Below are 19296 nucleotides of genomic sequence, written 5' to 3'. Positions count from 1 at the left end.
TGGGAGTGAGCCGATGGATCGTACGTTTTTGATGGTTAAACCAGATGGTGTACAACGCGGACTGATTGGACGTATTGTCAGTCGTTTGGAAGACAAAGGCTTCAAAATGGCGGCTGGCAAGCTTGTGCAGGTGTCTAGAGAACAGGCAGAACGGCATTATGCGGAGCATGTGGGCAAGCCTTTTTTTGAGGAGCTTGTAGGATTTATCACATCAGGTCCTGTTTTTGCCATGGTCTGGGAAGGGGATAACATTGTTACACTTTCCCGCTTGTTGATTGGTAAAACACAAGTAACCGAAGCTCTTCCGGGCACCATTCGTGGAGACTTTGCTGCACATACACCGTTTAACCTCATTCATGGTTCAGATTCACCGGAAAGTGCAGAGCGCGAGATTGCAAATTTTTTCACACCGGAAGAATTGGTTCGGTATGAAAAAACTGTAGCGACCTGGGTATAAGTTTAATTACGTATGAAGAAGGATGGTAGCATGACGGATATGGAACTGGGTCAGACGGACCCCGATTACACAGCGTTTATCCGCAAAATCAAGGACAGCACAGGTATTGATCTTGCACAATACAAAGAAGCACAGATGAAAAGGCGGTTAACGACGCTTCGCAACAAAAACGGGTTTCCCAGTTTTGTTTCTTTTTATGATGCCATGATGAAGGAAAAATCTTTATTCTATGAATTTCTGGATCGGATGACGATCAATGTTTCCGAGTTTTGGCGAAATCCTAATCGCTGGGAAGTGCTGCGGGATATCATCTTGCCACAGCTGCTTGCAGGGAAGCAGAAGCTTAAGCTGTGGAGTGCAGCCTGTTCGACTGGGGAAGAGCCTTATAGTTTGGCTATGATTCTCGACGGTAAAGGAATTTTAGGAAATTGCTCCATTACAGCTTCCGACATTGATGATGGTGCATTGGCTAAAGCCAAGGAGGGTAAATATTTGGAGCGCTCGCTCAAGGATGTGCCAGAGCAGGTAGCTAGCAAATATTTTAAACCGGATGGTGCGATGTACCGGATTGATGACCGTTTAAAACAGGCTGTGAAATTTCAAAAGCAAAACTTGCTTCTGGATCGATTTGAGGATGGGTATGATCTCATCATCTGTCGAAATGTTATGATTTATTTTACAGAAGAGGCCAAACATGTATTGTATCAAAAGTTTGCTGCCAGTCTTCGTCCCGGCGGTGTTTTATTTGTCGGCAGTACCGAGCAGATCTTTTCTCCAAACCAATATGGGCTGGAATCGACTGAAACCTTTTTTTATCGTAAAAAAGCATAAGCCTGCACATAGCATCCATAGTTTCGTAAAAACTTATTTCTATCCATAAGTAATGGCTGGCTTATCAACAGCGCACGTCCTTTTAGCCCTTCTGGCTGAGGGACGTGTTTTTGTTTATCTGATCACATGTGGCTTTTCTTGTCAAAGAAAGGTGCGTATACTATAATGAAGCACAGTTAAAGGTTTTAGCGATGCACAGTTTAACAGTTTAAAGGGGGAACGCGTCATGAGTTTACGTTATTTAACCGCGGGGGAAACGCATGGTCCCCAGCTAACTGCCATTGTAGAGGGCATGCCGAGTAATTTAAAGTTGGATTTTGAAGAATTGAATTTTCAGTTGCACCGTCGTCAGAAAGGATATGGACGGGGGCGGCGCATGCAAATTGAAAAAGATACGGCGAAGATTGCCGGCGGCGTACGTCACGGTTATACCACAGGAGCACCGATTGCGCTAGTTGTCGAAAATAACGATTGGAAGCACTGGCAGAATATTATGAATATTGAGCCTATCGAAGGCAGTGATGAAGAAAAACGTCGGGTTCATCGGCCACGTCCGGGTCATGCGGATTTGAATGGCGGTATGAAATACAACCTGAAGGATCTTCGTAACGTGTTGGAACGCTCCAGTGCACGTGAAACAGCAATTCGTGTGGCGTGCGGCGGTTTGGCTCGTCAATTGCTGGCTGAATTCGGAATCAAGGTGGCAGGTCAGGTCATCCGCATTGGTGAAATCGAAGCTCCTTATCGCGATTTGCCGATTGATGAACTGATTGCCGTCACCGAAGCTTCTTCGGTGAGAGTAACCGATCCGGAAACCGAAAAGAAAATGGAAGCATATATTGACCTGATCAAGCAAGAAGGCGACTCCGTCGGTGGGGTAGTGGAATGTATCGTGGAAGGTGTTCCGATTGGACTGGGAAGTCATGTACAGTATGATCGGAAGCTGGATGCACGTATCGCACAGGGAGTCATGTCGATCAATGCATTTAAAGGTGTGGAAATCGGCATCGGGTTTGAAGCAGGAGAACTGCGCGGTTCACAGGTGCATGATGAGATTCTGTATGATGAGGAACGTGGGTATCACCGTCGTACGAATCGTTTGGGTGGTTTTGAGGGTGGCATGACCAACGGAATGCCCGTGGTGGTTCGTGGCGTAATGAAGCCGATCCCTACACTCTACAAGCCGCTGCAAAGCGTCGATATTGATACGAAAGAAGCGTTCACTGCCCAAGTTGAGCGTTCGGATGCATGTGCGGTACCAGCGGCAAGCGTAGTCATGGAGCATGTGGTAGCTTGGGAGATAGCAAAAGCTTTGTTAGAGAAATTCGGTGGGGATTCGATCGAAGAAATCCGCGCAAATATTGCATCCTATGAACAGCAGTTGGAGCGGTACTAAGATGAGTACGCTGACGGTACAACTTGGCGAACGTTCGTATCCTATTCATATCGGACGTGGGTTGTTGCATCAAGCAGGAGAGTCGTTAAAGGAACGAGGAATTGCCCAAAAAAGCCCATTGTTGATTGTTTCAGACGAAAATGCAGCGGGATTCTACCTGGCAACATTGGAGAACAATCTTCAAGAGTCGGGATACAAAACGGTATCATTTGTCGTTAAGCCAGGAGAAACATCCAAGTCGCTTGCTGTTTTTGAGCAGGGGATAACAGCAGCCATTGAGGGCGGCCTGGATCGCAATTCAGCCGTTATCGCTCTTGGTGGTGGTGTGGTGGGCGATTTGGCTGGATTTGTGGCTGCTTCTTTTATGAGAGGCATCAAATTCGTACAGGTTCCAACAACAATCCTTGCTCATGACAGCAGTGTGGGTGGTAAGGTCGGTATTAATCATCCTTTGGCGAAAAATATGATAGGGGCCTTCCATCAACCAGAACTTGTACTTTATGACGTAGATACGTTGTCGACATTACCTTCGCGCGAGGTATCTGCAGGACTAGCTGAAATGATCAAACACGGCCTGATCTGGGATGCTGATTTTGCTCAGTGGTGCCATGAACATGCGACGGATTTGCTCGCACTGGATGCGGCGGCACTGGAGTACGGGCTGGAGAAGGGATGTTCCATTAAAGCCGAAGTCGTGTCGCGCGATGAACGAGAAAATGATTTACGCGCTATTCTAAATTTAGGTCATACGATTGGTCATGCGATTGAAGCCATTGCGGGATATGGTGAGTTTTTACACGGAGAAGCCATTTCTATTGGTATGGTCGGCTCCGCGCTTCTGGGTGTGAAGCTAGGGGCAGATTCATCTTTGGTAGACGAAACGAAGGAAATGCTGTCTTCGCTGCGCTTGCCAACTTCTCTTCCCTCACATCTCGATACAGATCGACTGCTTGAAGCGATGATGCATGACAAAAAGTTCAAAGAAGGCAGTATTACTTTCGTTGTCCCACGTAGTATTGGGCGTGTGGAGGTTGTGAAGGATATTTCCGTCTCTTACATCCGGGAAGTCATTGAACAGTTAAAAAAGGAGGCGTGAAGATGTACAATCGTGGAATTCGTGGCGCGACGACCGTCGCGAATAATGAAGCAAATGAAATTTTGGAAGCAACAAGCCAACTATTGGATGAAATTGTATCCTACAATGAAATTCAGCCAGAGGATATTAGTAATGTATGGATAACAGTGACCCATGACCTGGATGCTGCCTTTCCAGCCATGGCCATTCGTAAGCTTGACGGCTGGGATATGGTTCCGCTGATGTGTGCATTGGAAATTCCCGTGCCGGGCAGTTTACCCAAGTGCATCCGTTTAATGGTACAGGTGAACACCGACAAATCCCAGCGGGAAATCAAGCATGTATATTTAAACGGAGCGCAGGCATTAAGACCAGATCTGGCTTCCCAGGGGAAATAAGCGCCTGTTTTTGAAGTTGATGGTTGCCAAAGTAACATCCCATGAGATATAGTGTGTGTAGCAGAGTTGAGTAGAGTAGAGTTAGCCAGAGCAGAGTTGAGATGAGAAGAGTGTAGCCTTAGCCAATTCCATATGAGATTACAGAGACCGGCGGTAGCGGTAAGCTTTTGTCCATGAAGAGACCTTCTTCTAAGAGAAGTTTATTTGAGGTAACCTGCGCGGTTGTGCAAAAGGGATAAGTGTATGCTTTTGTCTATTTGCTGTAATCATTTTACATATGGAGCATTCTTATAATTTCAATAACTGACAGCCTCTACCTTACAGGTAGAGGCTTTTTTATTCTCTCCATGGGTTCTGCGCCAATTTGGAAAGGAAGTGATCTCATGTTAACGCCGCATGTGGAGCAAGTGATAGCAATGGCGAATGAATTTAACCTGATTCCTGTCTACAAAAAAGTGCTGGCTGATATGGAGACGCCGATTCGGATTTTCCGACGGTATGCTGAGCGGGACCGTGCCTTTCTGCTGGAGAGCGTGGAGGGAGGCGAACAGTGGGCGCGCCATTCCTTCATCGGAACAGACCCGTTTCTAATGGTCTCGGGAAAAAAGGGTCGATTGATTTTGGAGCAACATGGAAAACGTCAAATATTAAGCGATAAGCCACTTGAAGCGCTCAAAGCATTGCTTCGTAAATATCGTAGTCCGAAACTGAAAGACATGCCTCCATTTACAGGCGGCGCTATCGGATTTTTTGGATATGACCTGCTTCAGTACTATGAAAAGCTGCCAGAGCACGCGGTAGATGATTTGAATATGGACGATATTCGTTTCATGTTCTGTGATCAAGTTATTGTCTTTGATCATGTAAAACAACAAATTCTGCTGGTTGGCAATGTTCATGTTGGTGAAGGGTTCCGCGAGGAGGACATTCGTGCTGCTTATGCAGATGTGGAACGCAAGTTGGAGATTACGGCGCAGTATTTGCGCAAGCAATCCCCGCCGGAACGATTAGGAGCAACTTCCATTCCTGATGATGTGGAACTGGGTGAAATTCAATCCAATGTGACCAAGGAACAGTTTATATCAAACGTAGAGCAGGCCAAGGAGTATATCCGTTCTGGCGATATTTTTCAGGTTGTACTATCCCAGCGTTTTCACATCGATACAGAGGCCTCGCCATTACAAGTATACCGCGTACTGCGCACGATGAACCCGTCGCCATATATGTATTATTTGAAAATGGATGACGAGATCATCGTAGGCACTTCGCCGGAGGCACTCGTCAAGGTGGAAAACGGCCGCGTAGAGACCCGACCGATTGCAGGAACAAGACCACGTGGCGTAACGGAAACCGAAGATGCGGCACTTGCTGAGGAACTGTTAAAGGATGAAAAAGAACGTGCAGAGCATCTGATGCTGGTCGATTTAGGGAGAAATGACTTGGGGCGTGTATCCCAGTTTGGCTCTGTTAAATGTGATACGTTCATGGAGATTGAGCGCTATTCCCACGTCATGCACATTGTATCCAATGTGTCGGGTGAGCTGCGTGAGGACAAGGATTTCTTCGATGCTTTCCTGTCTTGTCTGCCGGCCGGCACTGTATCAGGGGCTCCAAAGCTGCGGGCCATGGAGATTATTGCTGAGCTGGAGCGGGAAGCACGTGGAACCTATGCGGGAGCGATTGGATATTTGGGCTTCTCAGGCAATATGGATGCTTGCATTACGATTCGCACGATTGTGTTTAAAAAGAACCGGGCCTATGTCCAGGCAGGCGCTGGGATTGTGTGGGACTCCGTACCGGAAAGCGAGTATCAGGAGACGGTGAACAAAGCAAAGGCACTGCTGAAAGCAATCCGCACGGCGGAAGCGATGTTCCCAGCAACGACACAGCCCTACAACAGCGTCATCAACCAAGACTATTTGTACACTCCGTAACACACAAAAATCTGATTCTGAGGAGGAGACGACAATGGAACGACATGACATGATGCAAGTAGGGTTAAGCCGGATCATTGAAGGACAGCATCTTTCGCGTACGGAGGCTCGTAGCGTGATGGAACAGATTATGAGTGGGAGTGCTACACAGGCGCAAATCGGCGGGCTGCTAACGGCTCTTCGCCTCAAAGGAGAGACGGTGGATGAAATCACCGGTTTTGCCGAAGCAATGCGCAGCTACGCCAGTCCAGTGCAAGCTGGAGAAGGCAACAGTCGTTTGCTGGATACATGCGGCACCGGAGGTTCGGGTATTCACAAGTTTAATATTTCTACCATTTCCGCTATTATCGCGGCTTCGGTTTCTGTACGGGTAGCCAAGCACGGCAACCGCTCTGCAAGTGGGCGTGCCGGGAGTGCTGATGTTCTGGAGGCACTCGGAGTCAACATTCATTTGACGAGTGATCAGGCGCGGTCATGTCTGGACCGCATTGGCATCTGCTTTTTATTCGCACAGCTGTATCATCCGTCTATGAAGCATGCCGCCGCGCCGCGCCGCGAGCTAGGTGTGCGGACGGTATTCAATATGCTTGGTCCATTGACAAATCCGGCTGGTGCGGATCGGCAACTGTTGGGCATTTATGACGCCGGCAAAACGGAAGTGATTGCCGAGGTATTGAACCAGCTCGGCTCCAAACGAGCCATGGTTGTCAGCAGTTTAGATGGACTAGATGAAATTAGTATTTCAGCTGTGACACGAGTATCCGAGCTCAAGGATGGCAAGGTTCACACATTTGAGCTTCACCCGTCGGATCTGGGCTTGCAGACGCATTCTCTCGATCAGGTGTTGGGCGGCGATGCACAGCTTAACGCAGATATCATACGGCGAATTTTGAACGGAGAGCATGGTGCTTACCGTGATGTTGTGTTAGCGAATGCAGGAGCGTGTATTTATGTCTCAGGTGCAGCAGCTACCCTGACAGACGGGGTAAAGCGAGCAGCAGAAGCCATTGACTCTGGACTGGCACTTTCCAAGCTGGATCAATTAATACAGGCAACGGGGGAATATCAATATGTATCTTGATAAAATTGTAGTGACAAAGCGACAAGAAGTGGAGCAGCTAAAGCAGCATTTTCAAATCAATAAAGCCGAACGCTTAATTGCGGATTTACCTGTGACGAGAGGATTCGAGCATGCGCTCGCCCGCGGACGCAACCGTCCGCTCGGACTGATTGCTGAAGTGAAAAAGGCCTCCCCGTCAAAAGGGTTGATTCGACCCAATTTCCAGCCAGTTGATATTGCACGTGCATATGAGGGAGCTGGAGCCGATTGCATTTCTGTACTGACGGATGTGACGTATTTTCAGGGGAGCCCTGAATATTTACAGCAAATTCGCGATCAGGTGAAAATTCCGCTGCTGCGGAAGGATTTTATTATTGATGAACGGCAAATCTATGAAGCTCGTCTATTGGGAGCGGATGCGGTACTGTTGATTGCGGCTATCCTGGAACCCCGCGTATTAGGGTCATTCTTACAAATCGCCAAGGAGCTCGGACTGGACGCACTGGTAGAGGTGCACGATAGTGAGGAACTTAAAGCAGTGCTGGATCTAGGAACAGCTACGTTAGTTGGTGTGAACAATCGTAATCTCCGGACATTTGAGACCCGTCTCCAGACGACAGAGGAGCTGATCTCACTGATCCCTAAAGGGGTTACATTCATCAGTGAAAGTGGCATTGCAGGACCGGACGATGTGAAGTATCTGCATTCGGTAGGTGCGCACGGCATTCTGGTAGGAGAGCATCTGATGCGTAAGGAAGATGTAGGACAGGCTGTAGCTGAATTGATGGACGGGGTTAAAGCATGAACAAAACGGGCGTAAAAATTTGTGGACTTCAAAGCGTTGAAGTGCTAAAATCTATGATAAACTTACCGGTCGATTATATAGGTTTTGTGTTTGCTGACAGCAAGCGCCGGATTGACGGCGAACATGCCAGGGAATTGCTTTGCGTATTGGATGAATGGGTCCCAGGCAGCAGACCGCGCAGTGTGGGCGTTTTTGTGAACCCTGATGATGCACTGTTAAATGATGTGATGGAGAAAGCACCATTGGATGTCATTCAGCTGCATGGACAGGAGAGTCCGCAACGTTGTCGGGAGCTTAAGGAACGTTTTGGCACACAGGTATTCAAGGCCTGGTCTGTGGATAGCCAAGGGCAGACCGTGAAGGGGAAGATCGAACACCGAGCGGACGAATTGGAAGCTTATGTCGGAGCGATTGATGCTTTACTGCTGGATACATACGATCCCCTGTATGGTGGCGGTTCTGGTAAAACGTTTGCATGGGATCGAATTCCTACTTATCAGGCTTGGGCTCATCAACATGGAATCCCTCTGTTTGTAGCCGGAGGGCTGACTGCCGATAACGCAGATAAGCTGATCAACGAGTATCATCCCGACGGACTGGATGTTTCCAGCGGTGTAGAGACGAACGGAGTCAAGGACATTGCAAAAATCACAGCATTCATAGAAAGGGTGAAGCAGGCATGACACAATTACCTGATAACAACGGACGTTTTGGAACATTTGGCGGACGTTTTGTACCGGAAACGTTGATGAACGCACTGATTGAATTAGAGGAATCCTACCGGAAATATGCGGATGATCCTGAATTTAAAGCAGAGTTGAACGGACTTCTAAAAGACTATTCGGGCCGGGAAACACCGCTTTATCATGCGGAGCGTCTGAGTCAACATCTAGGCGGAGCTAAAATTTACTTGAAGCGCGAAGATTTAAACCATACCGGTGCCCACAAAATCAATAATGCATTGGCCCAGGGGTTGCTGGCGAAGCGCATGGGTAAACAGAAAGTCATTGCCGAAACAGGTGCAGGACAGCATGGTGTAGCGACAGCTACTGTGGCTGCATTGCTTGGTTTGGAATGCAAGGTGTTTATGGGTGAAGAGGATACGGTGCGCCAGCAGTTGAACGTATTTCGGATGCAGCTTTTGGGGGCGGAAGTGATTCCGGTGACATCCGGTACGCGTACACTTAAGGATGCCGGGAATGAAGCTTTGCGTTATTGGGTGAGCCATGTCCATGATACGTTTTATATTTTGGGTTCGGCTGTCGGCCCGCATCCGTATCCGATGATGGTACGAGACTTCCAGCGTGTGATAGGCGATGAAACACGTCGTCAGATCCTGGAGAAGGAAGGCAGACTTCCGGATGTTATTGTGGCTGCGATCGGTGGCGGAAGCAATGCTATCGGCATGTTTTACCCTTTTATAGAGGATCAGGGTGTTGCTTTGGTTGGCGTGGAGGCTGCTGGAAAAGGCGTCGACACGGAATTCCATGCAGCTACCATGAGCAAGGGAACACAAGGGGTCTTCCAAGGCTCTATGAGTTATCTGCTGCAGGATGAGTATGGACAGGTCAAGCCTGCGCATTCCATCTCGGCTGGACTGGATTATCCAGGTGTTGGACCAGAGCATTCATACTTAAAAGATATTGAGCGGGCTAAATATGTTCCAATTACAGATCAGGAAGCACTGGATGCACTTCAGCTCCTTTGCCGTACCGAAGGAATCCTTCCTGCATTAGAGTCGGCACATGCTGTTGCACAGGTCGCCAAGCTGGCACCTACGTTGACCGCAGATGATATTATCGTTATTTGTTTGTCTGGGCGTGGGGATAAAGATGTGGACTCCATTATCAAGTATTTGGGAGGAAATCCGTCATGAATTTAATTGATCAGGCGTTTGAACGCCTTAAAAATGAAGGCAAAACGGCATTAATTCCTTTTCTGACGGTAGGCGACCCGGATGTGGATACTACGATAGAGATCATTCGCCAGTTAGAGTCGGCCGGAGCCGATATATTGGAACTAGGCGTACCTTATTCGGACCCGTTGGCAGACGGCCCTGTGATTCAGCGTGCGTCTGAACGTGCACTGAAACGGCAAATTACGATCCGCACCTGTATGGAGACCGCGTCTCTGGCTAGAGCAGCAGGTTCAAGCCTGCCTTTTATTCTGTTCACGTATTATAATCCTGTATTGCAGATGGGGATGGATGCTTTCTTTGCAGGCTTGCAGGAGCATGGGATCAGTGGTCTGATTATTCCGGATCTTCCGCTTGAAGAAGCAGAAGAGTTGGGAGGACGGGCAGCAAAGGTGGGTGTGCATCTGATCCCGCTGGTAGCCCCAACGTCTGAACAGCGGATTGAGCGCATTGTCCGGCAGGCCCGTGGGTTTGTATACTGTGTATCTTCGCTGGGTGTAACCGGAGAAAGAGCTTCTTTTTTTGAAGGGATAGAGGGCTTTATCGCGCAGGTCAAACGGCATACGAATGTTCCGGTGGCGATAGGCTTTGGTATTTCGAATCGTGAGCAAGTCGTCCGGTTTTCAGACATTTGCGATGGTGTTGTGGTTGGCAGTGCCATCGTGCGCCAGGTGGAGGAAGCCATTCCATTATTGGAGGATTCTGCACGCAGAGAAGAAGGGCTTTTGCAAATTCGTGATTTTGTGGCACAATTAAAGCAGTAACAGGTGTCAAAATAGAAATTTAAAATTAGTTCTGAAGGGATAGAGGAGGTAAGGGCATGCAACCTAAACCGCATATTGTACATTTGCCAGTATATCAGCCCGGTAAACCGATTGAGGATGTGAAGCGTGAGCTGGGACTCGATGAAGTCATCAAGCTTGCCTCAAACGAGAATCCGTATGGCAGCTCTCCTAAAGTGTTGCAGGCCATTCAGCAGGAGTTTGCTAACATCAGTGTATATCCTGACGGAAGTGCAGTTGCTCTGACACAGGCGCTAGCTAAACAAACGGGTTTAAAAGAAGAACAGTTTATCTATGGCTGTGGCTCTGACGAAATTATTGCGTTGATTACGCGTGCATTCCTTCTTCCAGGGGAAGAAAGCATCATGGCTGATCAGACATTTTCCGTATACAAAAGCAATGTGGAAATTGAGGGAGCAGTTGCAGTTGAGGTGCCGTTGCGTGAGGGTGTACATGATTTGGATGCCATGCTGTCGCATATCAATGACCGTACAAAAATTATTTGGATCTGTAATCCAAATAATCCAACGGGAACGATTGTACCCGAAGCCGAATTGATAGCATTTCTGAACCAAGTACCCAAGCATATCATGGTGGTGCTGGATGAAGCCTATGCTGAGTTTGTAATAGATCGTTCATATTCGGACGGCATTCGTTTGTTGTCAACTTACGAAAATTTGGTTGTACTGCGTACCTTCTCCAAAATCTATGGTCTGGCTTCGTTACGTATCGGATATGGTATGGGGGCCGAGTCAACCATTCGCTTGATCAATCAGGTTCGCGAGCCGTTTAATACTTCACGGGTAGCACAGGTTGCGGCCATTGCTGCCTTGGAAGATCAGGAATTTGTTCAGGAATGTCGGGATCGTAATGCAGAGGGTAGAGCTTATTTGCAAAATGAGTTGAAACGTCTGGGGCTGGAGTCTTTCCCGGCACATGGTAATTTTATTATGCTGGATGTACGCCGTCCATCCGGTGAGGTATTTCAGGAGTTGCTTCGTAAAGGTGTGATTATTCGCGCAGGTCATCATAAATATCCGACATATATTAGGGTATCCGTTGGATCACAGCCGCAAAATGAATTTTTTATTCGTGCGCTGGAACAGGTCCTGGGGGCGGAAGCGGCGAAAGTACGCCTATAATTTCCGCAGATGGGATTTGATATGAAATGAAGATTGCTATTTTCGGCGTGGGACTGATTGGCGGGTCCCTCGCACTTTGTTTTAAAGGGAAGCCAGATATTACTGTAGTAGGCCACGCTCATCTCCCTGAACTAGTGGAACCGATGTTAAGCCGTGGTGTCGTGGACACCGCGACTCTTTCGGTTGAAGAGGCGGCAGAGGATGCCGATTTTATTTTTTTATGCGTACCGGTTGGCTTACTGGAGCATTATCTTGAGCTGTTAAGCAAGCTACCGCTTAAAGCGGGCTGTATTATTACCGATGTAGGCAGCACGAAAGCGGCAATTGCCAAAAAGGCATCCGAAATTTCTTTGCGCAACGCTTACTTTATCGGGGGGCATCCGATGGCCGGTTCGGAGCGTTCCGGAGTCAAGGCGGCTTCCGCGTTGCTGTTTGAAAATGCATACTATGTGCTTTCACCGGCAGAGGGCGTGCCTGAGGAAGCATACAGCTCGCTGGAACGTTTATTGAAACATACCGGCGCTCATGTTGTGCGTGTCCAACCTGATATGCATGACGATATTGTCGGTGCGATTAGCCATCTTCCGCACATTATTGCAGCAGCGCTGGTGAATCAGGTACGAAAGCACAATGATGAGAATCCGTTGTACCGTACACTGGCTGCTGGTGGTTTTCGTGATATTACAAGGATAGCCTCTAGTGATCCGGTGGTATGGCGGGACATTTTGCTGAGCAATCGTGATGTCTTATTGGGCCTGCTGGAAGAATGGAACGGGCAGATTGAGCGATTTACCCACTTGCTGAGAACACAAGACGGAGAGGGAATTGCTGACGAATTTTTGGCAGCTGGGCATTTCCGTAGTGAACTGCCGGAGCGTCGCAAAGGAGTCATCGTCTCTACGTTTGATCTGTATATTGATGTACCGGATACCCCAGGGATTATCGGAAGAATTGCGATGGAGCTAGGAAATCACAGCATTAACTTGAGTAATATGCGAATCATTGAAAGCCGGGAGGATGTTCCTGGCATCATGCGGCTTTCCTTCCGTCAAGAGCAGGATTGGGAACGGGCCAAAGCCTTGCTGGATTCGATGGGCTATAAAGTGGTGGTATAAAGGGGAAAGAAAGTATGAGTATTTGTTAAGGAGGTACTCCGCTCCGCGATTCATTTGATCTTACGATCGCTGTTGCCTGCGGATTTTCTGAATATTTGAACAAAGGGGGAAATCCACAGGCAAAGGCGAACGCTGCGCTTCTCCAGATTCAAATGAACCTCTACGCTATGGACCGCCTTAAAAGCACCATACTTTCTGGTAGTTAAGTAGTAAGAAAAGATCTAAAGCGATCGAAGGTTTTCTTCGCTCGCTTTTTATGTTACTTGAAGAAGTAGTGGAGCTACGCGTTATTTTGTAATCACTATCTTTCTATACATACCGTTGAACATTATAGGTGCATCTTCTTTGATTCGCAGTTTTATTTTTTGGGTTTCGAGCAGTTCTTCGAAATTCAACCCTATATCGGTTCCTAACACTTTAATGAGGGGCCTTATTGTTTTTTTGAATAATGAGGGCTTTTTTCCTTTAGGAGAAAACTTATCGAAAATAATAATTTCCCCGTCTTTTTTCAAAACTCGCACCATCTCATCGAAGCATTTATTTGCGTCAGGTACTACCGAGAGAATTAGACTTCCTACTACTATATCAAATTGATCATCCATAAAATTCATTTGTTGAGCATCCATCTCCAAGAATTGTATGGGGGTATTGCTAAATTTCTTTCTTGCTTTGTTAAGCATCTCAGGAGAATAATCTATGGCAGTAATATTCAGCTCATAGTGATTTATTAATTCTAAATCTGCTCCAGTTCCTACACCTACAAAAAGTATTTTTTGCTCGCTATTAAATGACTTTTCTTGAAATATCATCTTTCTAGAATTAAGGAAGCTGCCTGAATTAAAAAACTTATCATAAATTGGAGACCAAATCTTATATATTGCCTTATTCCACTTATTATTCATTTCTTGCCCCCTGCCTATTGAAAAATTTATTATATAATAATGTGTTTTAATAGGATAAGCAACTAATTGGTAAATTATTGATATATTTTATCAACCGACATAAGGGAGATGGGTAAGGAAAAGAGGAGTATTGGAAAACAAAAAAAACCACCCGGGTAAGTCCCGAGTGGTAGCTACTTTCAATAAGTAGCTGAGTAGGATAGGAGTGGAGAGAAACCATACTGTACTTTTATTATATGTATACGTTTTCATTTTGTCAATGTTTTTTTAAAGCGTTTTCTTATTTGTGTAATTTCCTTATGAGTGCCTAAATCTAACCCTTTCATTGGGTTTGTCATTATATCTTAAATAAACTTAAAATCCATTGAAAAGCGGTTTAAATGAATTAGCTGCCAGCGTTTGGGAGCCTTTGATGGAAATCGTGGGGATTTTGGACTTTTTTACTGGCGGCCATTTTGTGGTACAATGGGTAAGTCCATTTTGGATATTGAATATGTTGGGGATAGCACCGTTAATGTTGGCACTACATAGGGTAAGAAAATACAAATGTTCCATGATGCTGTTTTATCCATTTGCGCAGAGGGCGCAACTTTTTTTGACCTGTTCGGTATATATAGACAGAATCGGACGGGAAAACAGCACATGTATGGGCGAGGAGGGTCTCACTCGGATGATGACAGATTCCCAGATGATTCAGGAAATCAAACAAGGTAATGTTGAGGTTTATTCAGAATTAATGAGGCGGCACCAACGTAAAATTTTAGCTTTTGTTTATCATATGCTGAAAAGTTCGAACCTGGAAATGATTGCTGAGGACTTATGCTCGGAGACGTTTTATAAAGCGTATCGGAGCCTGCATTCTTTTCGCGAGGTAGATGCATCGTTCTCTACTTGGCTATATACAATTGCACGCAATACGGTGCTTAGTGAGCTTCGCAAGCACCGTAGTGGTCAGGTTCCATTGGAAGAGAGCGGTTATGTACCAGTAGCTCCATCAGATGTGATTCCGGAGCAGGCTGTTCTTCGCGGTGAGAAGGTAGAGATGGTTCGTGAAGCGATCAACAGATTGCCTGAAAAGCAGCGATCTGCGCTGATTTTGCGTGAATATGAGCAATTAGATTATCAGGAGATTGCGACTATTTTAGGACAGACGGTCAGTGCGGTGAAGTCATTGCTTTTCCGGGCAAGAACCAGTGTGAAGACGCAGTTGGAGCCTTATTTTTTTGAGCCTCTCTATGAGGAAAACGAAGGGATGAGCAGCCAATGAAATCCAGGGACGCTGAGGATTTGTTCGCTACAGGCAAAAATGTATCGAAACAAGACTCGGAGCGCAGACGGGCCAAGAGCTCGTCTGCCGGGTGGGAGCATGGTTCGGAAGAGAATGATTGGAATTTGTCAAAAGAAAGTCGATCCGCTATTGGTGATATTTCCTTTGAAATAACAGATGATAAGCTAGAGGCAATGAATCGTAGAGTTATGGATCGTATTTATGAAGAATCACCGTGGCTTGTTCCGGGCGAGCATCGACGTGCGCGTGTAAACCCAGCAGCCCGTAAGTATATGTCTGTATGGATTGCCGGCTTCTTGGCCGTATTCTTGTGCAGCTTTTTGTTTTTAAACTGGAATGGAAGCTCCTCTCAGGAAAGTCCCCCCCAAGCGGCTCCTGTCATGGACACGGGTATTTTACCGACAGGTCTGCTGGAAACTACAAGTACATCTCCACAGTATCAATACCACATTAAAGATGTGAATAGTGGCATTATGGACCCGCTGGTTGCAAGCATTGTTCCTACTTACCCACAATACTGGATGTTGTTGTCTGTATTGGCACTTGCGCTTGCTTTATTTTCTTTGGGGTGGATCCATCGGACGAGAAGAGTTAGAAATTAGCTGCCAGATGGGCTCTAGATCAAATTCATTTTAATGCCTGAATAACACAACAGCGGAGGATCGGACACAAATGCTTATTGGCTTAATCAGACATGGATTGACGGATTGGAATGCGGTAGGTAGAATCCAGGGCCACAGTGATATTCCGTTGAATGAGGAAGGGCGTCGGCAGGCACGCTTGCTGGCAGAACGATTGAAGGAAGAGCCTTATCATTGGGACGGGCTTATTACAAGTAGTCTCTCCAGAGCGAAAGAGACGGGGGATATCATTGCCTCTGCTCTGCACTTGCCGTTGCTGGAACCTGATGATCGACTAAGAGAACGCGCTTATGGTCAGGTCGAGGGGATGACACAGGCCGAACGCGAAGAGAAGTGGGGAGTTGACTGGCATCTGCTGGATTTGGGACAGGAAAGCGATGCAGATCTTCAGCTTCGCGCGCTAGCTTTTATGGAGGCGATTTGGACAGAAAATCGGGACAAGAATCTGCTGGTCGTTTCCCACGGCGGTTTTTTGGCTAATTTGTATAAGGCTCTGTATCAGGAAAAATTCACGGAACGAATTGGCAATTTGTCATTAAGCGTACTCCAGCGTGAAGATGCGGACTGGAAACCGCTTTTGTATAATTGCACAAAGCATTTGCAAGAGAAAAAGTGACTACAGCTCAAATCGCTGGTGAAAGACCATGGCTTCTACTCATCGTAGAGTTGTGGTCTTTTTGTTTTTTAATTATACCTTTGCAAAAAAAGAGGTTTAGAGTCTGAAGATTCCGTCAAAGCTGTGGGTACAACAGGTAAGAATCATTTCCGGATGACAGTCCAGTGACGAGGCGATGGAACAATGAATCTGGCGGATATGCTGACATTTGCGGATATTGTACATTTGAACAGAATCGCAGTGTATTACGATTGTGACTGTAAACCTAATTCCAAGCATGAGTTGATCCAAGGGATTTTGACAAAGCTCGGCAGCAGTCGTTTTTTTGAGATGCAGGTCAAGGAGCTGAGGTTGTCAGAGGTAAGGTTTTTGAACGCGCTGTTGTTCGATGACCGACCTTACTTCAGTATGGAGGAATTGCTTGCGATTGCTAAACAATCTGTCGAGCAGGACGGGGATACTGGTGAGCGACCACGAGATATTGTGACCCGTCTGCGTTCTAGTGGCTGGTTGTTCAATGGTTCAACGCACAATACGAGATATTTGTATCAAATTCCGTCGGATTTGAAGGAGCGCTTTCGGCGTGTAATGGTACATGACTTTCAAAACAGAATGATTCGGGTAAGCGAGCCGTCGTCGTACCGGGATGAAGGACATCTACTGGCGGAGGATTTACGGCTTTTCCTTCAATACATGAGGCAGCATGAGGTTCCGCTTAATCCTGAGGGAGCTTGGTACCGTCGCAATCAGCAGCAGCTAATGGAGCATTTGCACATTGCGGAGCCGTTATTGGGTAAAGGGGGATGGCGTTTTGGCTATGGTTCCTCTTTTAAGTTTTACCCGGATCGAATGGCATTACTGTATGATTATGCCCGTCACTCCAAGTATATTGAAGAGAAGGGGGATCGGGTTGAGCTGACCGCGAAGGGGGAGGCACAACAGGAGCTTGCAATTGAGGATGAAATGATACAGCTATTCAGGTTTTGGTTAAGATTGTATAAAGGAGCCGTACCCAATCTGCTTTCACTAGTCTACTGGATTGGAGAATGTGCCAGGCCATGGACATCCTCAGAGTCGCTTTTTGAGCATATCGGTCCCCTGATCCGACCGTTTTACTATGACACCCCCCGTTCGGTCTTTGATCAGAGGATTATACGAATGATGCTTCACTTGGGGATGCTTCGACAAGGTGAGCATTCGACGGGATCCTCTATACAAATGACGGTTTGGGGGCGGAAGTTGGCGGGAGAGTGCCGCCTTGGGCGAAACGACTCGGGTATACGGCTCCATTGACAAGCAGTACACATGTTGATAGAATTTCACCCAAAATAGGAGAGGGTGAAGTTGATGCTCATTCACTACAACGGAAATATGCCACAGCTCCATTCATCTGTCTATGTGGCAGAAGGAGCAAAAATTGTTGGAAAAGTAACGATCGGCCAAGATTCCTCTGTATGGTTTAATGCCGTACTGCGCGGGGATATGGCGCCTATCATCATTGGTGAACGCTGCAATATTCAGGACGGTGTCGTGGGACATGTGAACACGGATCAACCTTTGTTGCTGGCGGATGATGTTTCGGTAGGACATGCTGCCATTATCCACGGTTGTACGATAGGCAAAGGCACATTAATTGGTATGGGGGCCATTGTACTCAACGGAGCGGAGCTTGGTGAATATGCTTTAATAGGAGCAGGGTCGGTCGTTACGGAAAATACCAAAATACCACCCTATACTCTTTCTATCGGTACACCTGCCAAAGTGGTGCGCGAATTGACAGATGCAGATTTGCAGCGGATGTCACGAACGACACTCAGCTATGTGGCGAAAGGAAAAGAATATAGGATCTCTTAAACTCATGTTGGAGGTGCATCCTATGGATAAAATGAAGGTTACTTATGAGGTAATGTTGGGCCTGTCTGCTGAAATGGTTTTGGACGAGGTATTACGTAAACACCGGAGTGAAAAACTTTACAAGGATATTGATGAGGCGTTAGCCTCCGGAGATGAAGTAGCTTTTCGTCATCTTACGGATGAGCTGAAAGCAATGAGTTAGAACGCTTCTGGAAAGCTTGAGTGGGTCATTTTAGACCAAGCGCCAGTTCAAGATTATATCATCGAACCTGATCGTAACGGCGGTCAGGTTTTTTTGATACGCCTGGATATGATATAGTCTTTGTAAGATCGTGCCTGTACAAGGTAACTGTCGTATGAACGGAGGATGAAGGACGTGTCGTTATCTTATTTGTGGAGCCGGTCGTTCTTGACGAGCCGGCCCTTTTTGTGGCTGCTATTCTGGTGTAATTTGGTTGGAACGGTATATGGGTACATATGGTATGGGGGACAGCTGGAATATACATTGAATTATCACCCGATATGGCAGATTGTATTTGTGCCTGATAGTCCGACTGCCAGCTTGTTTTTTACGATTTCTATATTGTTTTTGCTTTATCCTCCGCATTTCAAGAGCTTAAAGGTCGTTCGTCAGACTATAGAAGCGTTAGCTATCGTTACGAGTATAAAGTATGGCGTTTGGGCTTCGGTTATTATTTTGTGGGGAGTTGCGCAGGGGGGACACATGGTGTGGCAGGATTGGATGCTGATAGCATCTCACACAGCAATGGCGGTCGAAGCGTTACTGTTTGTACGTTTTTTTAGCTGTAAATGGATTGCTTTAGGTCTGGCTACACTGTGGACATTATTAAATGATACGATGGATTATACCTTTGGCATCTACCCTTATCTTCCCAGAACACTAACGGATGATGTACCGCAAGTACGTGCTTTTACCTACATGCTGACCCTTGTTAGTATTGTAACGGCATGGCTTGCCATGCTGGCGCGCAATCGAAAGGTATCGTCTTATCGTGATGTAGCTTGAGTGCGCGCGACATTTCTTTAGATGATATTTTAGCGTGATAGTGCTGAAACAGGAAGAT

The 19296-nt window shown here is 46.7% G+C and carries 21 protein-coding genes; 20 read left to right on the top strand and 1 reads right to left on the bottom strand.

Features of this window, described 5'->3' with window-relative positions; genetic code table 11:
• Window positions 1–13: 13 nt before the first annotated feature.
• The 13 genes from ndk (at window position 14) to ACQQ6X_RS04725 (ending at window position 12910) form a co-directional block, all read left to right on the top strand.
• A complete protein-coding gene (gene ndk, locus ACQQ6X_RS04785) occupies window positions 14–457 on the top strand; it encodes a nucleoside-diphosphate kinase (RefSeq protein ID WP_013371674.1) in 444 nt (147 codons plus the stop codon).
• A 30-nt stretch (window positions 458–487) separates the two neighbouring features.
• Entirely contained in the window at window positions 488–1288 is an 801-nt protein-coding gene (locus tag ACQQ6X_RS04780) for a CheR family methyltransferase (protein ID WP_305164434.1), read from the top strand.
• Between the two features lie 226 nt (window positions 1289–1514).
• On the top strand, window positions 1515–2684 hold the full coding sequence (gene aroC, locus ACQQ6X_RS04775) for a chorismate synthase (protein WP_017427548.1): 1170 nt from the start codon (window positions 1515–1517) through the stop codon (window positions 2682–2684).
• Window position 2685: 1 nt separating this feature from the next.
• A complete protein-coding gene (aroB, locus tag ACQQ6X_RS04770) occupies window positions 2686–3780 on the top strand; it encodes a 3-dehydroquinate synthase (protein ID WP_305164433.1) in 1095 nt (364 codons plus the stop codon).
• A gap of 2 nt (window positions 3781–3782) precedes the next feature.
• Entirely contained in the window at window positions 3783–4157 is a 375-nt protein-coding gene (aroH, locus tag ACQQ6X_RS04765; protein ID WP_149033444.1) for a chorismate mutase, read from the top strand.
• 383 nt (window positions 4158–4540) lie between these two features.
• Entirely contained in the window at window positions 4541–6091 is a 1551-nt protein-coding gene (gene trpE / locus ACQQ6X_RS04760; RefSeq protein ID WP_305164432.1) for an anthranilate synthase component I, read from the top strand.
• Window positions 6092–6125: 34 nt separating this feature from the next.
• Window positions 6126–7172, top strand: a complete 1047-nt coding sequence (gene trpD, locus ACQQ6X_RS04755) for an anthranilate phosphoribosyltransferase (RefSeq protein ID WP_305164431.1) — start codon at window positions 6126–6128, stop codon at window positions 7170–7172.
• Window positions 7162–7956: an indole-3-glycerol phosphate synthase TrpC gene (gene trpC, locus ACQQ6X_RS04750; RefSeq protein WP_305164430.1), complete on the top strand. Its 795-nt coding sequence runs from the start codon at window positions 7162–7164 to the stop codon at window positions 7954–7956. Before trpD ends, trpC begins: the two co-directional genes overlap by 11 nt.
• The gene (locus ACQQ6X_RS04745; protein WP_305164429.1) at window positions 7953–8639 is read left to right on the top strand and encodes a phosphoribosylanthranilate isomerase; all 687 of its coding nucleotides are present in this window, start codon (window positions 7953–7955) and stop codon (window positions 8637–8639) included. Before trpC ends, ACQQ6X_RS04745 begins: the two co-directional genes overlap by 4 nt.
• On the top strand, window positions 8636–9832 hold the full coding sequence (gene trpB, locus ACQQ6X_RS04740; protein ID WP_305164428.1) for a tryptophan synthase subunit beta: 1197 nt from the start codon (window positions 8636–8638) through the stop codon (window positions 9830–9832). Before ACQQ6X_RS04745 ends, trpB begins: the two co-directional genes overlap by 4 nt.
• Window positions 9829–10635, top strand: a complete 807-nt coding sequence (gene trpA, locus ACQQ6X_RS04735; protein WP_305164427.1) for a tryptophan synthase subunit alpha — start codon at window positions 9829–9831, stop codon at window positions 10633–10635. Before trpB ends, trpA begins: the two co-directional genes overlap by 4 nt.
• A gap of 56 nt (window positions 10636–10691) precedes the next feature.
• Complete coding sequence (gene hisC, locus ACQQ6X_RS04730; RefSeq protein WP_305164426.1) at window positions 10692–11795, top strand: histidinol-phosphate transaminase; 1104 nt, start codon at window positions 10692–10694, stop codon at window positions 11793–11795.
• A 26-nt stretch (window positions 11796–11821) separates the two neighbouring features.
• Entirely contained in the window at window positions 11822–12910 is a 1089-nt protein-coding gene (locus ACQQ6X_RS04725) for a prephenate dehydrogenase (protein ID WP_305164425.1), read from the top strand.
• A gap of 287 nt (window positions 12911–13197) precedes the next feature.
• Here the strand turns inward: ACQQ6X_RS04725 and ACQQ6X_RS04720 are convergent, their stop codons facing one another.
• Window positions 13198–13812: a class I SAM-dependent methyltransferase gene (locus tag ACQQ6X_RS04720; protein ID WP_305164424.1), complete on the bottom strand. Its 615-nt coding sequence runs from the start codon at window positions 13810–13812 to the stop codon at window positions 13198–13200.
• 670 nt (window positions 13813–14482) lie between these two features.
• Between ACQQ6X_RS04720 and ACQQ6X_RS04715 the strand changes: the two genes are divergently transcribed.
• The 7 genes from ACQQ6X_RS04715 to ACQQ6X_RS04685 all read left to right on the top strand — a co-directional run bounded on the left by ACQQ6X_RS04715 (window position 14483) and on the right by ACQQ6X_RS04685 (window position 19238).
• A complete protein-coding gene (locus tag ACQQ6X_RS04715) occupies window positions 14483–15079 on the top strand; it encodes an RNA polymerase sigma factor (RefSeq protein ID WP_013310707.1) in 597 nt (198 codons plus the stop codon).
• Window positions 15076–15702: a hypothetical protein gene (locus ACQQ6X_RS04710; RefSeq protein WP_064796405.1), complete on the top strand. Its 627-nt coding sequence runs from the start codon at window positions 15076–15078 to the stop codon at window positions 15700–15702. The genes ACQQ6X_RS04715 and ACQQ6X_RS04710 overlap by 4 nt, the downstream gene beginning before the upstream one ends.
• A gap of 70 nt (window positions 15703–15772) precedes the next feature.
• Entirely contained in the window at window positions 15773–16357 is a 585-nt protein-coding gene (locus ACQQ6X_RS04705) for a histidine phosphatase family protein (RefSeq protein ID WP_149033435.1), read from the top strand.
• 183 nt (window positions 16358–16540) lie between these two features.
• On the top strand, window positions 16541–17650 hold the full coding sequence (locus ACQQ6X_RS04700; protein ID WP_305164423.1) for a hypothetical protein: 1110 nt from the start codon (window positions 16541–16543) through the stop codon (window positions 17648–17650).
• A gap of 54 nt (window positions 17651–17704) precedes the next feature.
• The gene (locus ACQQ6X_RS04695; protein WP_063213470.1) at window positions 17705–18211 is read left to right on the top strand and encodes a gamma carbonic anhydrase family protein; all 507 of its coding nucleotides are present in this window, start codon (window positions 17705–17707) and stop codon (window positions 18209–18211) included.
• A gap of 22 nt (window positions 18212–18233) precedes the next feature.
• The gene (locus ACQQ6X_RS04690) at window positions 18234–18413 is read left to right on the top strand and encodes an IDEAL domain-containing protein (protein WP_305164422.1); all 180 of its coding nucleotides are present in this window, start codon (window positions 18234–18236) and stop codon (window positions 18411–18413) included.
• Between the two features lie 174 nt (window positions 18414–18587).
• On the top strand, window positions 18588–19238 hold the full coding sequence (locus ACQQ6X_RS04685) for a DUF1405 domain-containing protein (RefSeq protein WP_305164421.1): 651 nt from the start codon (window positions 18588–18590) through the stop codon (window positions 19236–19238).
• Window positions 19239–19296: the final 58 nt, after the last annotated feature.

It is taken from the genome of Paenibacillus ottowii (genome assembly GCF_050516475.1).
GTDB classification, from domain to species: Bacteria; Bacillota; Bacilli; order Paenibacillales; family Paenibacillaceae; genus Paenibacillus; species Paenibacillus ottowii.
Note: the sequence above shows the minus strand (reverse complement) of the source record. Positions and strands in the feature narration are given on the sequence as shown.

What these genes read in the sequence shown, in the direction of transcription:
- trpD (WP_305164431.1), top strand. Translation starts at nt 6,126, where the DNA reads ATGGAACGACATGACATGATGCAAGTAGGGTTAAGCCGGATCATTGAA.
- ACQQ6X_RS04710 (WP_064796405.1), top strand. Translation starts at nt 15,076, where the DNA reads ATGAAATCCAGGGACGCTGAGGATTTGTTCGCTACAGGCAAAAATGTA.
- ACQQ6X_RS04690 (WP_305164422.1), top strand. Translation starts at nt 18,234, where the DNA reads ATGGATAAAATGAAGGTTACTTATGAGGTAATGTTGGGCCTGTCTGCT.
- trpE (WP_305164432.1), top strand. Translation starts at nt 4,541, where the DNA reads ATGTTAACGCCGCATGTGGAGCAAGTGATAGCAATGGCGAATGAATTT.
- ACQQ6X_RS04695 (WP_063213470.1), top strand. Translation starts at nt 17,705, where the DNA reads ATGCTCATTCACTACAACGGAAATATGCCACAGCTCCATTCATCTGTC.
- aroC (WP_017427548.1), top strand. Translation starts at nt 1,515, where the DNA reads ATGAGTTTACGTTATTTAACCGCGGGGGAAACGCATGGTCCCCAGCTA.
- ACQQ6X_RS04745 (WP_305164429.1), top strand. Translation starts at nt 7,953, where the DNA reads ATGAACAAAACGGGCGTAAAAATTTGTGGACTTCAAAGCGTTGAAGTG.
- ACQQ6X_RS04780 (WP_305164434.1), top strand. Translation starts at nt 488, where the DNA reads ATGACGGATATGGAACTGGGTCAGACGGACCCCGATTACACAGCGTTT.
- aroH (WP_149033444.1), top strand. Translation starts at nt 3,783, where the DNA reads ATGTACAATCGTGGAATTCGTGGCGCGACGACCGTCGCGAATAATGAA.
- trpC (WP_305164430.1), top strand. Translation starts at nt 7,162, where the DNA reads ATGTATCTTGATAAAATTGTAGTGACAAAGCGACAAGAAGTGGAGCAG.
- trpB (WP_305164428.1), top strand. Translation starts at nt 8,636, where the DNA reads ATGACACAATTACCTGATAACAACGGACGTTTTGGAACATTTGGCGGA.
- ACQQ6X_RS04720 (WP_305164424.1), bottom strand. Translation starts at nt 13,812, where the DNA reads ATGAATAATAAGTGGAATAAGGCAATATATAAGATTTGGTCTCCAATT.
- ACQQ6X_RS04715 (WP_013310707.1), top strand. Translation starts at nt 14,483, where the DNA reads ATGATGACAGATTCCCAGATGATTCAGGAAATCAAACAAGGTAATGTT.
- ACQQ6X_RS04705 (WP_149033435.1), top strand. Translation starts at nt 15,773, where the DNA reads ATGCTTATTGGCTTAATCAGACATGGATTGACGGATTGGAATGCGGTA.
- ACQQ6X_RS04725 (WP_305164425.1), top strand. Translation starts at nt 11,822, where the DNA reads ATGAAGATTGCTATTTTCGGCGTGGGACTGATTGGCGGGTCCCTCGCA.
- trpA (WP_305164427.1), top strand. Translation starts at nt 9,829, where the DNA reads ATGAATTTAATTGATCAGGCGTTTGAACGCCTTAAAAATGAAGGCAAA.
- aroB (WP_305164433.1), top strand. Translation starts at nt 2,686, where the DNA reads ATGAGTACGCTGACGGTACAACTTGGCGAACGTTCGTATCCTATTCAT.
- ndk (WP_013371674.1), top strand. Translation starts at nt 14, where the DNA reads ATGGATCGTACGTTTTTGATGGTTAAACCAGATGGTGTACAACGCGGA.
- ACQQ6X_RS04700 (WP_305164423.1), top strand. Translation starts at nt 16,541, where the DNA reads ATGAATCTGGCGGATATGCTGACATTTGCGGATATTGTACATTTGAAC.
- hisC (WP_305164426.1), top strand. Translation starts at nt 10,692, where the DNA reads ATGCAACCTAAACCGCATATTGTACATTTGCCAGTATATCAGCCCGGT.